The organism is Pseudomonas putida, from assembly GCF_002025705.1.
In the GTDB taxonomy this organism is placed as follows: Bacteria; Pseudomonadota; Gammaproteobacteria; order Pseudomonadales; family Pseudomonadaceae; genus Aquipseudomonas; species Aquipseudomonas putida_J.
In genome coordinates this window covers 4,441,927-4,455,126 of sequence record NZ_CP018846.1, presented here as the reverse complement: position 1 = coordinate 4,455,126, position 13,200 = coordinate 4,441,927, and the positions used below count along the sequence as shown (strand labels likewise).

The 13,200-nt window shown below is 62.7% G+C and carries 17 protein-coding genes; 15 read left to right on the top strand and 2 right to left on the bottom strand.

Annotated elements, in window-relative coordinates; translation table 11 throughout:
* The first annotated feature begins 59 nt into the window (after window positions 1–59).
* From BUQ73_RS20095 to recX, 12 genes are all read left to right on the top strand, one after another.
* Complete coding sequence (locus BUQ73_RS20095; protein WP_079229384.1) at window positions 60–1,226, top strand: phage tail sheath family protein; 1,167 nt, start codon at window positions 60–62, stop codon at window positions 1,224–1,226.
* A 13-nt stretch (window positions 1,227–1,239) separates the two neighbouring features.
* Window positions 1,240–1,749 carry a phage major tail tube protein gene (locus BUQ73_RS20090; RefSeq protein WP_027920000.1) on the top strand — a complete coding sequence of 170 codons (510 nt, stop codon included), beginning with the start codon at window positions 1,240–1,242 and terminating at the stop codon, window positions 1,747–1,749.
* Between the two features lie 10 nt (window positions 1,750–1,759).
* Entirely contained in the window at window positions 1,760–2,062 is a 303-nt protein-coding gene (locus BUQ73_RS20085) for a phage tail assembly protein (protein WP_027919999.1), read from the top strand.
* A gap of 125 nt (window positions 2,063–2,187) precedes the next feature.
* Window positions 2,188–3,990: a hypothetical protein gene (locus BUQ73_RS28415; protein WP_079229383.1), complete on the top strand. Its 1,803-nt coding sequence runs from the start codon at window positions 2,188–2,190 to the stop codon at window positions 3,988–3,990.
* A gap of 9 nt (window positions 3,991–3,999) precedes the next feature.
* Window positions 4,000–4,845 (top strand): phage tail protein, encoded by an 846-nt coding sequence (locus BUQ73_RS20075; protein ID WP_079229382.1) that lies wholly within the window; start codon window positions 4,000–4,002, stop codon window positions 4,843–4,845.
* Entirely contained in the window at window positions 4,820–5,026 is a 207-nt protein-coding gene (locus BUQ73_RS20070; RefSeq protein ID WP_027919996.1) for a tail protein X, read from the top strand. Before BUQ73_RS20075 ends, BUQ73_RS20070 begins: the two co-directional genes overlap by 26 nt.
* 4 nt (window positions 5,027–5,030) lie before the next feature.
* Window positions 5,031–6,065: a phage late control D family protein gene (locus BUQ73_RS20065; protein ID WP_079229381.1), complete on the top strand. Its 1,035-nt coding sequence runs from the start codon at window positions 5,031–5,033 to the stop codon at window positions 6,063–6,065.
* Window positions 6,066–6,093: 28 nt separating this feature from the next.
* Window positions 6,094–6,642, top strand: a complete 549-nt coding sequence (locus tag BUQ73_RS20060) for a glycoside hydrolase family 19 protein (RefSeq protein WP_079229380.1) — start codon at window positions 6,094–6,096, stop codon at window positions 6,640–6,642.
* Between the two features lie 26 nt (window positions 6,643–6,668).
* Window positions 6,669–7,115, top strand: coding sequence for a lysis system i-spanin subunit Rz (locus tag BUQ73_RS20055; protein WP_237772718.1), 447 nt, complete (start codon window positions 6,669–6,671; stop codon window positions 7,113–7,115).
* Between the two features lie 58 nt (window positions 7,116–7,173).
* Window positions 7,174–7,656, top strand: a complete 483-nt coding sequence (locus BUQ73_RS20050; protein WP_079229378.1) for a CinA family protein — start codon at window positions 7,174–7,176, stop codon at window positions 7,654–7,656.
* A 104-nt stretch (window positions 7,657–7,760) separates the two neighbouring features.
* Window positions 7,761–8,828: a recombinase RecA gene (recA, locus tag BUQ73_RS20045; protein WP_079229377.1), complete on the top strand. Its 1,068-nt coding sequence runs from the start codon at window positions 7,761–7,763 to the stop codon at window positions 8,826–8,828.
* 11 nt (window positions 8,829–8,839) lie between these two features.
* Window positions 8,840–9,310: a recombination regulator RecX gene (gene recX, locus BUQ73_RS20040; protein ID WP_079229376.1), complete on the top strand. Its 471-nt coding sequence runs from the start codon at window positions 8,840–8,842 to the stop codon at window positions 9,308–9,310.
* 65 nt (window positions 9,311–9,375) lie between these two features.
* Here the strand turns inward: recX and BUQ73_RS20035 are convergent, their stop codons facing one another.
* Window positions 9,376–10,494, bottom strand: coding sequence for an LOG family protein (locus BUQ73_RS20035; protein WP_079229375.1), 1,119 nt, complete (start codon window positions 10,492–10,494; stop codon window positions 9,376–9,378).
* 292 nt (window positions 10,495–10,786) lie between these two features.
* Between BUQ73_RS20035 and BUQ73_RS20030 the strand changes: the two genes are divergently transcribed.
* Window positions 10,787–10,990 (top strand): hypothetical protein, encoded by a 204-nt coding sequence (locus tag BUQ73_RS20030; protein ID WP_079229374.1) that lies wholly within the window; start codon window positions 10,787–10,789, stop codon window positions 10,988–10,990.
* Here the strand turns inward: BUQ73_RS20030 and BUQ73_RS20025 are convergent, their stop codons facing one another.
* On the bottom strand, window positions 10,991–11,410 hold the full coding sequence (locus BUQ73_RS20025) for a quorum-sensing-regulated virulence factor family protein (protein ID WP_079229373.1): 420 nt from the start codon (window positions 11,408–11,410) through the stop codon (window positions 10,991–10,993).
* Between the two features lie 225 nt (window positions 11,411–11,635).
* On the opposite strand from BUQ73_RS20025, the gene BUQ73_RS20020 reads away from it, so the two are divergent.
* Both BUQ73_RS20020 and erdR read left to right on the top strand, forming a co-directional pair.
* Complete coding sequence (locus BUQ73_RS20020; protein ID WP_079229372.1) at window positions 11,636–12,346, top strand: tRNA-uridine aminocarboxypropyltransferase; 711 nt, start codon at window positions 11,636–11,638, stop codon at window positions 12,344–12,346.
* Between the two features lie 179 nt (window positions 12,347–12,525).
* Window positions 12,526–13,176: a response regulator transcription factor ErdR gene (erdR, locus tag BUQ73_RS20015; RefSeq protein ID WP_027919985.1), complete on the top strand. Its 651-nt coding sequence runs from the start codon at window positions 12,526–12,528 to the stop codon at window positions 13,174–13,176.
* Window positions 13,177–13,200: the final 24 nt, after the last annotated feature.

Genomic DNA, 13,200 nt, shown 5'->3' with positions numbered 1-13,200 from the left:
ATTCTTACCGGCCCTGCACTCGCAGGGCCTTTTCGTACCTGAACCTGGAGTAAACCTATATGAGTGGATTCTTCCACGGCGTCACCGTAACCAATGTCGACACCGGCGCCCGCAGCATCGCGCTGCCTTCTTCCTCGATCATCGGCCTGGTCGACACCTTCACCGAAGGCGCTGGCGTCACGGCCAAGGCCAACGACCTGGTGCTGATCACCAGCGAACGTGAAGCCGTCGCCGCCTTCGGCGAAAACGCCGCCATCACCAAGGCCTGCCGGGCCATCTACACCCGCGCCAAGGCGGTCATCGTCGCCTGTGGCGTGGCCAAGCTGGACGATGCAGCGGAGCAGACCGCCGCGATCATCGGCAGCGTGCAGGCCGACGGCAAGCGCACCGGCCTGCAAGCGCTGCTCGACGGCAAGAGCCGCTTCAACGCCCAGCCGCGCCTGCTGGCCGCACCACGCCACAGCGCCACCCAGGCGGTCGGCACCGCCCTGGTAGCGCTGGCTGACAAGCTGCGCGGCATCGCCATCATCGACGGCCCCAACACCACTGATGAGGCAGCCCTCGACTACGCCAAGAACTTCGGCGCCAAGCGCGCCTTCCTGGTCGACCCGGGCGTGCAGTACTGGGACAACGGCGAGGAGGCCACCGTCGATGCGCCGGGCTCAGCCTGGGTCGCGGGCCTGTTCGCCTGGACCGACAGCGAATACGGCTTCTGGGCCTCGCCGTCGAACAAGGAGTTCGTCGGCATCACCGGCACCACCCGCCCGGTGGAGTTCCTCGATGGCGACGACAGCTGCCGCGCCAACCTGCTGAACAACGCCAAAATCGCCACCATCATCCGCGACGACGGCTTCCGCCTGTGGGGCAACCGCACCTTGTCCAGCGATCCGAAATGGGCCTTCGTCACCCGCGTGCGGACCATGGACATCGTCATGGACGCGATCCTCTACGGCCACAAGTGGGCGGTCGACCGCGCCATCACTGCCACCTACGTCAAGGACGTCACCGAAGGCCTGCAGGCCTTCATGCGCGACCTGAAGAACCAGGGCGCGATCATCAACTTCGAGGTCTTCGCCGACCCGGAGCTGAACACGGCCAGCCAGCTCGAACAGGGCAAGGTGTACTGGAACATCCGCTTCACCGACGTGCCGCCTGCCGAAAACCCCAATTTCCGCGTTGAAGTCACTAACCAATGGCTGACCGAAGTCCTCGATTCCGCCGCTTAAGGAGCGCATCTACATGGCAATGATTCCCGAAACCCTGGCCAACCTGAACCTGTTCGTCGATGGCGTCAGCTTCCAGGGCGATGTACCCAGCCTGACCCTGCCCAAACTCACCCTGAAGATGGAAGAACACCGCCCCGGCGGCATGGACATGCCGGTCGAGATGGACCTGGGCATGGAGAAGCAGGAAGCGGCGTTCACCACCACTGGCGTACGCCGTGAAGCGCTGAAGTTCTTCGGCCTGGCCGATGGCAGCGGCTTCAATGGCACTTTCCGCGGCGCCTTCAAGGGCCTCAAGGGCAAGATCAACCCGGTGGTGGTGACCCTGCGTGGCACCCTGAAGGAAATCGACATGGGCGACTGGAAGTCCGGCGACAAGGCCGAGATCAAGCACAGTGTCGGCCTGACCTACTACAAGCTCGAAGTCGATGGCCGCCTGATCTACGAGATCGACGCACTGGGCATGAAGCGGGTGATCGATGGCGTCGACCAGCTGGCTGCCCAGCGCGCCGCGCTCGGCTTGTAAGGAGACGACCATGGCTCAAGCGAAAAAGCAGCCGCAATGGCTGACCCTGAGTGCCGACCGCGTCACTGTGCGCCTGTCGCGCCCCAGCGAGGCCAACGGCGTCCAGGTCGACAGCCTGTCGCTGCGGGCGCCGACCGTGCGCGATATCCGCAATGCCCAGGCCGGTGGTGCGGCTGATGACGAGCAGCGCGAACTTAACCTGTTCGCGTCGCTGGCCGAGGTTGGCATCAAGGACCTCGAAGGCCTTGCCCTGAAGGACTATGGCCGCCTGCAAAGCGGCTATTTTCGCCTGGTGCAGGACGACGAACTTTGACCCGGCCCGGCAGAAGGCCGCAGCAAAGCGGCTGGCCAAGGAGCTGAACTTTTCCGCGAGCGAAATCATGACCATGTCGTACGGCGACATGGTCTGGTGGCTCGCGCCGTGACAAGGAGGAACCTATGGCGAACACACAGGTGTTCACCCTCGGGCTCGGCGTCACCGTCACCAACCCCTTGGGCCATGCCATCGAGCAGTTGCGCCAGGATGTCGAACGCCTGCGCAGGCAGGCGGATGGCACCCGGCTTGGCAGGCTCATCGGCGAGGTGATCCGCCTGGGGTTGGAGCTCGGCAAGGTACGCCAGGTCGAACGCCAGCTGGAGCTGGACCAGGAGCAGCAACACGAAGACCAGATCACCCGGTTGTGGAGTGAGGCTGAGGCAGTCGAGCGTTTGCGCCAGCACTATCTGATGCTGGATCAGGTGATAGCAGGGTTGGCGAAGTTCAAGACGTTGACCGTTGACGGAGCAAAGCTTGGGCAGTCATCGGGCTCTGGTTCCAAGGCCCCGGATGCTGCACTTGAGGCTTCATCCCGAAAGCGCAGAAGCGCGGCCGAAAGTGCCATGGTCCTCACGTCGGTATTGGGTGGAGGCTTGATTGTCGGCGCTCGTACTGCCTTTGAAGTTGACCGTCACTTACCCCCAGAGAGAAGGCAACGAGCGCGCAAGGCAGTCAGCACTCGCTTGGAGACAGGGGTTGTCAACGCGGCGGTCTCTGGTGCCAAGGCTTTGTTGGAAGGCGATTCACCTGAAGACAAGGCCAAGGGTGTTGGGGCCGCTGCCGGAGAGTTGGGTGGCAGCCTGTTGGGTGCTGCATTGGGGGCAACGCTTTCCAAGAACTCGCGTGTGCAGGAATACGCCAGCATGGCGGGTGGTTTTATTGGCGAATGGGTCGGCGGAGTGCTTGGCGGCGGTCTGTATGACCTGGCCATGTACGAAGGCAAGCCAGGGCCGAGAGCACAAAGCTCGACAACTGCAGCGGCGAGCATCACCGATGGCAATGCCAAGGGCTCAGTGAGTCGCAACAAAGCGCCGCAATCCAACGAAAGGCAAGCGAATGAGGACGAAGAGGAGGAACTGGAAGAAGAAGAGGAGGAAGAGGAAGTTGACGAGGGCCTAGAGGAGGAACGCGAAACGCGACAACCGCAGCCATCTGCTCCCAATTCTGGTGTCCTATCCATCGAGCAAGCCAGCCTTGCTGCCTCTTCTGCAAGGACTCAGCGAGCAGAGCGGGGCTTTGGGCTTGCTCCTCTCTCGCCTTCGCCCGGGCAGGGCGGCAGTAGCCGCTTCGGCATGGTCAAGGGGTTGATGAGGCGAGTACCCGTCGGTGCGCTCCTGGATGCCTCCCTGCAGCTGGTTGACACATACAGCAGCAACGCGACGCCGGCACAAAAGATGGAAGGTTACGGCAGCGCGGTAGGGGGGCTGGGAGGCTCCCTGGCGGGTGCCGCTGCCGGTGCTGCGATCGGTTCTGTCGTGCCGGTCATCGGTACTGCGGTAGGGGGGCTGATTGGTGGCGTGATAGGTGGCATGGGGGGAGAAAGTCTCGGCAACTGGTTGGGCAAAGCCTTGGGCGCGGGGCTTGGCAACGAAGGCACTTCCACCAGTATGCCTGCTGTATCTGCTTCGAGTCATTTGGGCATCACCTCGTCGGTTGTTGGGCAGGCCCCGGGGGCACAAGCCCCGGCGGGCAGTGGTGTTCGCGTCTCGGAGGCCGCTACTGCGCAATCGGCGCCCACCCTTGCGACACAACCAGCTCCCACCAACCAGCAGTTCACCTTCACCGCCAACATGCCGGTGACCTTCAACAACAGCTTCGACGACCCGACCACCCTGCAACAACTGGAAGCCATCGCCCGCCGCGTGCTCGACGACCTGATGCGCCAGGCGCGTTCGGTGCAGATGGCCGATCAACCACAGCCATGAGGAGGACCCATGACCTACCTGGAACAGTTGCAAGGCGGCTTGCATGCACTGGTCAAGGCGGGCGAGGAGGGGCGTCGGCGTGCCGACGCCATGCTCGACCCGATGAACCAGGCGGTCGGCCACGCCAGGGAGGCGGCCGCCGAGCTCGAAGCCCTGCCCTGGATCGGCCCGGAAATCGGCAAGCGCCTGCAACGCACGATGCGCGCCATCGATTCGGCCAAGCAGCGTGTCGACAAGGTGATTGCCAAGTATGACCAGACCCTCGACGTGGTGCGCAAGGTACGCGACCGCGTCGATGCCTTCGCCGAACACCTGGGCAAGGCCGGAGCGGCCATCCGGCGAGTGATCGGCGATGCCCGTTCGGTCGCCAGTGGTGTGCTTTCGACCTTCGGTTTCGCGCCGGATGTTACCCCGGCGGCAGAAGCGATCAAGCCGTTCCCGCACCTGCTGGTTCTGCAGCCACTCAAGGCCAACGCTGCACCGTACTACTTCAACCTCGACACCGCCGCTTTCGACCAGCTGCGCCGGCAAACCCGATTCCGTTGGGCCGGGCAAGAGCGCCTGAGCCGCGAGAACGCCCAACAGGCAGTGAGCCTGGGCGAAGAAAGCATCAGTATCCGTGGTGCGATCTTCCCTGGTTTCAAGGGTGGGTTGGGCCAGCTGCAGGCGCTGCGCGGTATCGGCCGGCAGCTGCTGCCGCTGTCGCTGACCACCGGTTATGGCGAAGTGCTCGGTACCTGGTGCCTGACCAGCATCGAGGAAGAGCAGGGCGCCTTGCTGGCCGGCGGCATTCCCCGCAAACAAGGATTCTCACTGGAGTTCGTCAGTTATGGACAAGACCTGCAAAACGTCTGAGGGGGACGTGCTCGATACCCTCTGCCACCACTATTACGGGCATCTCGACGGTAGCGTCGAGGCGGTGTTGCAAGCCAACCAGGGGCTTGCCGATGAGGCCCAGCCGTTTCGCAGTGGTGTGACGATCCGCTTGCCGACGCTGGCGCCGGCTGCGGCCAACGTCGTGCAGCTGTGGGACTGATGCCATGCAACCGGTATTTCGCATCCAGGCCGATGGCAAGGACATTACTGCGTTGATCAACGACCGACTGTTGCTGCTGCGTACCACCGACAAACCGGGCATGGAATCGGATGACTTCGAGCTGCGCATCGACGCGCGCGATGGCGCCGTGGCGTTGCCGGCGCGCGGCGCACTGATCGAGGTGCATCTGGGTTACGCCGGCCAGCCGCTGACCCGGCTGGGGCGTTACACCGTTGACGAGGTCGAACTGTCTGGCCCACCCGATACCCTGGTGATTCGCGGCAAGGCCAGTGACTTGCGTGGCAGCGGCAGGAGTATTCGCAGTGGCAGCTGGGAGGCCGTGCCTGTGCAGCGCATTGTCGCCGAGATCGGCGCGCGTAATGGTTGGCAAGCGGTCTGCCCGGTGCTCATTCAGGTGCCACGGGTCGATCAGTGCAACGAGTCGGATTTCAACTTCATCACGCGCCTGGCCCGCCAGTACGACTGTACCGCCAAACTCGCCGACGGGCAGCTACTGGTGCTGCCGCGCCAGTCAGGGCAGAGCGCCAGCGGCAAATCCTTGGGCGTGGTCGGTATCGCCCGCAACGAGGTCAGCCAGTGGCATTTTCGCCTGGACGATAAAGCTGCGCGCCGAGCCGTGCGCACTCGTCATCTGGACATCGCCAGTGGTGAGTCGAAAACCATCGAGCTGGTCAACGAGGAGGCCGTTGACGGCCAGCGGCCGGTGCACACCGACCGCCACCTTTATCCCAACCGCGCGGCTGCCGAACAGGCGGCCAGGGCACGCCTGGCCAGCTTCAACCGCGACACTGCCCAGGTGCGCCTGGACCTGCCGGGGCGTACCGACCTGTTCGCCGAACGCAGCATCGACCTGTTGGGTTTCGTCGATGGCCTCGACGGGCAATACCAGATCGATTCGGTGGAGCAGGTGTTCACCAGCTCGGGCTGGCGCACCACGGTGCAGGGCAATGGCGGCAAGACGGGCAAGGTAAAAGCGAAGGGGGCAGCGCCCCGCCGGCAGGCCGCTACCAGGGCTTGATGGACGATACAGGGAAGGAGATTCAGATATGCTCACTGAAACGCAATTGCTACAGATTCTGCCGAACACCCGCCCCGTTGCGGGCGTTTTTCTTTCGGCACTGAATGCCACCCTGCCGCGCTGGGAGATCGACAACCCCAAGCGTGTGGCGGCGTTCATTGCCCAGGTCGGCCATGAGTCCGGCCAGTTCCGCTACGTGAAGGAACTCGGCAGTGACCGCTACCTGGCGCGCTATGACACTGGCAACCTGGCTTTGCGCCTGGGCAATACGCCGCAGGCCGATGGCGATGGCCAGTTGTACTGCGGGCGCGGCCTGATCCAGGTCACCGGGCGCAATAACTACCAGGCCTGCAGCCGTGCGCTGTTCGGCGACGAGCGCCTGCTGGCGCAACCACAATTGCTAGAGCAGCCGCGCTGGGCCTGCGAGTCGGCGGCGTGGTTCTGGCACTCGCGTGGGCTTAATGCCCTGGCTGACCGTGGTGAGTTCAACCGAATCACGCGCCATATCAATGGTGGGCTCAATGGCCTGGAGGATCGTCTCAAGCTCTGGGCACGGGCGCGCGAGGTGTTGTGTTGAGCCGATTGCAGCTTGGCCTCGGGGCATTGTTGTTGCTGCTGTCTGCAGCGTTGGCCTGGCAGGTACAGGGCTGGCGCTGCGGGCGGCAACTGGTGCAGCTGGCGCAAGTACAGGCCGATGCCGAGGCTGCCCGGCTGCTCGCCGAGCGCGGGCAGCGTCAAGCACTTGAGCAACGCCTGGAAGACAGTGAAACCCTTCATTTCAAGGAGCTTGCCGATGCGCAACAGTTTCAGGCTCGCCTGCGTGATCGCCTTGCTACTGCCGATCTGCGCCTGTCGGTCCTGGTCGAGCGGAGCACCGTCTGCAATGCAGTGCCGGCCGCCGCCAGCGCCGGCAGCGTGGATCATGCAACCGTACGCGCCGGACTTGAGCCGGCGCATGCTCGACGAATTATCGCCATCACCGATGAAGGGGACCGGGGGTTGATTGCGTTGCGGGCTTGTCAGGATTATGTGCGTGCCTTGCGGCCTTGATCTCTTGTCTGGTGGTGTCAGGGTGGTAGGGTGGTGCGCAATCTTGAAGGAGCTCGTCATGGACCCGATCACCGTTCTCTCCACCCGCCTCGGCGAACACCTGCGCCGCTTCAACGCCCAGGTGACCACTGCCGAATCCTGCACCGGCGGTGGCATCGCCGAGGCCATTACCCGTGTACCTGGCAGCTCGGCCTGGTTCGAGGTCGGTTACGTGACCTATTCCAATGCCCAGAAAACCCGCCAGCTGAACGTGCCCGTGGCGCTGTTCGCCGAAGTGGGCGCGGTCAGCCAGGAAGTGGTCGAGTCCATGGTCCGGGGTGCCCAGGCCGCCAGCGGCGCACGCTTTGCCGTTGCCGTCAGTGGCGTGGCCGGGCCGGACGGCGGTTCGCCGGCCAAACCGGTAGGGACGGTGTGGCTCGCCTGGGCCGACGGCAGCCACGTGAGCAGCGAGCGCCGGCACTTCGACGGTGACCGCGAAGCCGTGCGCCGACAGACGGTGATCGCCGCGTTAGACGGCTTGTTACAGCTTGGTGCCGAGTAAATCGACGACAGGGGTTTGCTCGCGCGCTTGCCTGTGGAATAATACTGGCTACTTATACAGGTATTCCGGCCGTTCAGGGCCAAGTCGAACACGTGAGGATTTCAATGGACGACAACAAGAAGCGCGCCTTGGCTGCGGCCCTGGGTCAAATCGAACGCCAATTCGGCAAAGGCGCGGTCATGCGCATGGGCGACCACGAGCGCCAGGGTATCCCGGCCATTTCCACCGGCTCCCTGGGCCTGGACATCGCGCTCGGCATCGGTGGTCTGCCAAAAGGCCGTATCGTCGAAATCTACGGCCCGGAGTCCTCGGGTAAAACCACGCTGACCCTGTCGGTCATCGCCGAAGCCCAGAAGAACGGCGCTACTTGCGCCTTCGTCGACGCCGAACACGCCCTCGACCCTGAATACGCCGGTAAGCTGGGCGTCAACGTCGACGACCTGCTGGTTTCGCAGCCGGACACCGGCGAACAGGCCCTGGAAATCACCGACATGCTGGTGCGCTCCAACGCCGTTGACGTGATCATCGTCGACTCCGTGGCTGCACTGGTACCGAAGGCCGAGATCGAAGGCGAAATGGGCGACATGCACGTCGGCCTGCAGGCCCGTCTAATGTCCCAGGCGCTGCGCAAAATCACCGGTAACATCAAGAACGCCAACTGCCTGGTTATCTTCATCAACCAGATCCGTATGAAAATTGGCGTGATGTTCGGTAGCCCGGAAACCACCACTGGTGGTAACGCCCTGAAGTTCTACGCCTCGGTGCGCCTGGACATCCGCCGTACCGGCGCGGTCAAGGAAGGCGACGAGGTGGTGGGCAGCGAAACCCGCGTCAAGATCGTCAAGAACAAGGTCTCGCCTCCGTTCCGTCAGGCCGAGTTCCAGATCCTCTACGGCAAGGGTATCTACCGCAACGGCGAAATCATCGACCTGGGTGTTTCCCAAGGCTTGGTGGAGAAGTCTGGTGCCTGGTATGCCTATCAAGGCAACAAGATCGGCCAGGGCAAGGCTAACGCGGCCAAGTACCTGCAAGAAAACCCTGCTGTTGGCGCCGAGATCGAGAAGCAGATTCGCGAGAAGCTGCTCAAGGCCGGTGCTGTAGCCGAGGCCGGCAAGGCCGCTGCTGCTGACGCCAACGCAGACGACGTAGCCGACGCCGACGCCGGTTATTGATAGCTGCTGGTATGTCCGCCGTACTCGACACCCCCGTCGCCGTCAGGCGGACAGCCATGGACCTGCTCGCGCGCCGCGAGCATGGTCGCGTCGAGCTGACGCGCAAGTTGCGTCAGCGCGGTGCCCCGGATGAACTGATCGAGCCTGCGCTCGATCGGCTCGCCGAAGAAGGGCTACTTAGCGAAGCCCGCTATCTCGAGAGCTTTATCAGATACCGTTCCGGTGCCGGCTATGGTCCTGCGCGCATTCGCGAGGAGCTTGGTCAGCGCGGGCTGAACCGAAGTGATATCGAACAGGCCCTGCGTGAAAGCGAAGTGGACTGGGCGGCACTTTTGCGGGATACCTGGCAACGCAAATTCGCGGGGCCGCGCCCCCAAGATCCACGAAGTCGCGCCCAGCAGACCCGCTTCCTTGCCTACCGCGGTTTCCCCATGGACATGATCGGCCGCCTACTCAGTGGCCGGGATCTGGACGATTACTAACCCTGCATTGTCCTGTAGGAGCGCCCCGGCAAGGCCGCTCCTACAACGACCGCATCATGCAGCGATCAACTGACCTTCAGTGCCTCCCGCGCCCGCTGGGTGGTATGCATCGGCTCTGGCTTGGCCCAGTTTTCCGGCAGGTTGATGAAGTCGACCAACTCCCGTAGTCGCCCCTGGTCACGACCATTGAAGGCAAAGGTCAGCCGCGTCAAATGGCTGAAATTGCCCACCTCGTGTTCGGCGCCGCTATCGGCGTGTTGGTGATAACGGCCACTCAGGCGCAGGTCGGCAAACCCCTCCTGGATGTCATGCAGTGCGGCCTCGCTGAGCCGATGGTGCATGCGGATCACGAACTGGTTCTTCAGCCAGCGACTGGAGTGATAGTTGCTGTAGAACTGGTTGATTTCCTCAACGGCTTCATCGGCGCTGTGCACCAGACGCAGCAGTTTCAGGTCGCTTGGCAGGATGTAGCGGTTTTCCTCGAGCTGGTGGCTGATGAACGCCAGGCAATCGCGCCAGAACGTGCCACCCGGTGAGTCCAGCAGTACCACCGGCACCAGCGGGCTTTTGCCGGTTTGGATCAGCGTCAAAACTTCTAGCGCTTCATCCAGGGTGCCGAAGCCACCGGGGCAGAGCACCAAGGCATCTGCTTCCTTGACGAAGAACAGCTTGCGAATGAAGAAGAAGTGGAAGGGCAGCAGCTTGTCGGTACCATCCACCGTGGCATTGGCGTGCTGCTCGAAAGGCAGGGTGATGTTGAAGCCCAGGCTATGATCACTGCCGGCGCCTTCGTGGGCCGCCGCCATGATGCCGCCGCCGGCCCCGGTAATGACCATCAGCTCGGAGCGGGCGAGTGTTGCCCCCAGCTCGCGAGCCAGGGCGTACATCGGGTGTTCCACGGGGGTGCGTGCCGAGCCGAACACGGTGACTTTGCGTCGCCCCCGGTAGCGCTGCAGCATGCGGAACGAGTGGTCCAGTTCGCGCAGGGCCTGCAAGGTGATCTTGGCGTTCCAGCGGTCGCTGTCGTCATGGGCCATGCGCAAGACCGTGAGCATCATGTCGCGGTACAGCGGCAGGTTGGGGCTGTCCGGTGCGACCAGTTGCAGTTGCTGGTCGATGTTGCTCAGGTCGATGTTGTGATCCCTGAAGTGATTGAACAGGTGTTCATTCGATTGATAAGGCATTCAACGTCTCCTTCTGCAGCAAAACCTCTGACCGGGCCGATGATGTGGCTCGGCCGCGACACTACGTGTGTCGCTGGCTGCCGTGACTCGAGTGTGCATCTCGAGCATTGCAGTAGGCCTTCAAGGCCGTGGTGCAGGATCTTGTCGATTTGCGGGTCCTCGCTATCAATCTAGACCGTAGCGCCTGATCGTGCAGGCGCGATCACCGTGGCCACTCGTCGGGCTGCGAACAGCCTCGGTGAGGGTTTGGTTAACTGGAGAAGCGAAACGTGTCGATGCAGGAGGTGGCGGTATGCATCGCTTGGTCATCGAGGTAGACCGGCAGCTCTATCAGCAGCTGGAAAATGCAGCCCAGGATCACCATGTGAGCCTGGAAGCAGAGTGCCGCCGCAGGCTGGCAGCACTTGAGTGCCAGTCACGCTATGTGCAGGCGTTGCTGGCGGAGATGCGCGCCGACGAAGAGCCGCGGCGCGCTGAAGTGGAGCGGGTTATCTAGTTACTTCTTCTTGTTGCCGGCGGTGCAGCTGGCAGCATCGAAGGCCTGGTCCATCACCGGCTGGTTGGTCTTGTAAACACTGAAGCGATAGACCATCACCGCACCTTTGGACATCAGGTTACGGAAACCACTGTTGCGGCACACGCTGTCGCCCAACTGGCTGCGGACTTGCGCCGGGTTTTGCTGCATGCGTGCCGCATGCTCGGCACGTACGCTGAGGTGGTTGACCAGCGCCTTGCCTTCAACGGTATAGCCCTGATCGAGAATGTCTTCGTTGATGGCGCGTGGTGTGCCGACACTGCTTTCCGTGGCGACCTTCTGCAGCAGCTTGTTGAGCTCGAACTCCTGCTTGGAGGCAGCCTGGGCTGCCAGTGGCAGGGTGAGCAACAGGCTCAGGGCCGGGACGATAAAACGCAGCATGAATCTCTCCTGGTTCGATGACTGGCGCTTTGACATGCGCCGGCGGCGGGCGTTCCATGAAACCCGCTGCATCGCAGGCAAGTTCACGGCGGCCAAAGATGTCGATTATAAGGGACCGATTGGCTCCGCTGCACGGCCAAATGGCGCCTGCTCTGATAGACTGGCGCTTTGCTTCTGCCGAGTCCCTGCAGTGTCCAGTCACAACCCCTCCACAGGCTTGCCAGCATGAGCCATGCGGTAGCACGCCTGCGTGCCGAGCGCCTGGCGCGCAGCATCAAGCCTTTCATTGCCCGTGGTTCGCGCGCCGAGCGTTGCCCCGATTGCCGGGTGATCGCCACCCACTGCCTGTGTGCGTGGAAGCCCAAGGTGCAGGCCGACTCCGGGGTGTGCCTGATCATGCATGACACCGAGCCATTAAAACCGACCAACACTGGCTGGCTGATCGCCGACCTGATCGAAGACACGTCGGCCTTCGGCTGGTTGCGCACCTCGGTGGACGAGCGCCTGCTGGCGTTGCTCGACGACCCGCAGTGGCAGCCCTATATCGTCTTCCCCGGCGAATTCGTTGCCCAAGAGCGGGTAGTCAGCGAGGTTGCGCGTGAACCCGGCAAGCGCCCGCTATTCATCCTGCTCGATGCCACCTGGACCGAAGCCCGCAAGATGTTCCGCAAGAGCCCGTATCTTGATCGCTTCCCGGTGCTGAGCCTGCAAGCCGAGCAGATGTCGCGATATCGCCTGCGCCGGTCCAAACGCGACGACCATTTCTGCACTGCCGAAGTGGCTGCCATGTGCCTGGACCTGGCGGGTGACAATCTGGCTTCCCAGGCACTGGATGCCTACCTGGACGTGTTCAGCCTGCATTACCTCAGCGGCAAGCGTCGTCTTGCGCTGGATGATCAGGATGACACCCACCAGCGTTTGCATACCTTCCTATAGTCCAAGGGGCATAAGTCCCACTTTGGTTCATAATGACGGGGCTGGCAGCCAGGGTGGGCGAGACGGCAGGGTAGTTGACTTGACCACCTGCAGCCGTGCTCGGCATCCTTGGCGCCGATTCCCCGCCAGGCGCCTCACTACCCCGCATGCGCCTGGCATAGAACAGGATCCATAGATCGATGGCCACATACGAAATCCTGATAGCCGATGACCACCCGCTGTTTCGTAGCGCTCTGCGCCAGGCCGTTACCCTCGGCCTGGGCACGGATGTGCGCCTGGTTGAAGTGGCGAGCATCGCTGAACTGGAAACCCGCCTGAGCGAAAAAGCCGACTGGGACCTGGTCCTGCTGGACCTGAACATGCCAGGTGCCTATGGCTTCTCCGGGCTGGTCCTACTGCGCGGCCAGTACCCGCAGATTCCGGTGGTGATGGTCTCGGCGCAGGAAGAGGCCGCCGTGGTGGTCAAGTCCCGCGAGTTCGGTGCCAGCGGCTTCATTCCGAAGTCCAGCGGCCTTGAAGTCATTCAGGATGCTGTGAGAAAAGTGCTCGATGGCGACGTCTGGTGGCCACCGCAGGCCTTTGAAAAGGTCGATGTCTCGGCCGAAGCCAAGGCCGCCAGCGAAGGTTTGGCCAGCCTTACCCCGCAGCAGTTCCGCGTGCTGACCATGGTCTGCGAAGGTTTGCTGAACAAGCAGATCGCCTATGAGCTGAGTGTGTCGGAAGCGACCATCAAGGCCCACGTAACGGCTATCTTCCGCAAGCTCGGAGTGCGCACCCGCACCCAGGCCGCGCTGTTGCTGCAACAACTTGAATCGGTTGCCAGCAACTGAAAATACCTGGATTCACGCTTTTTT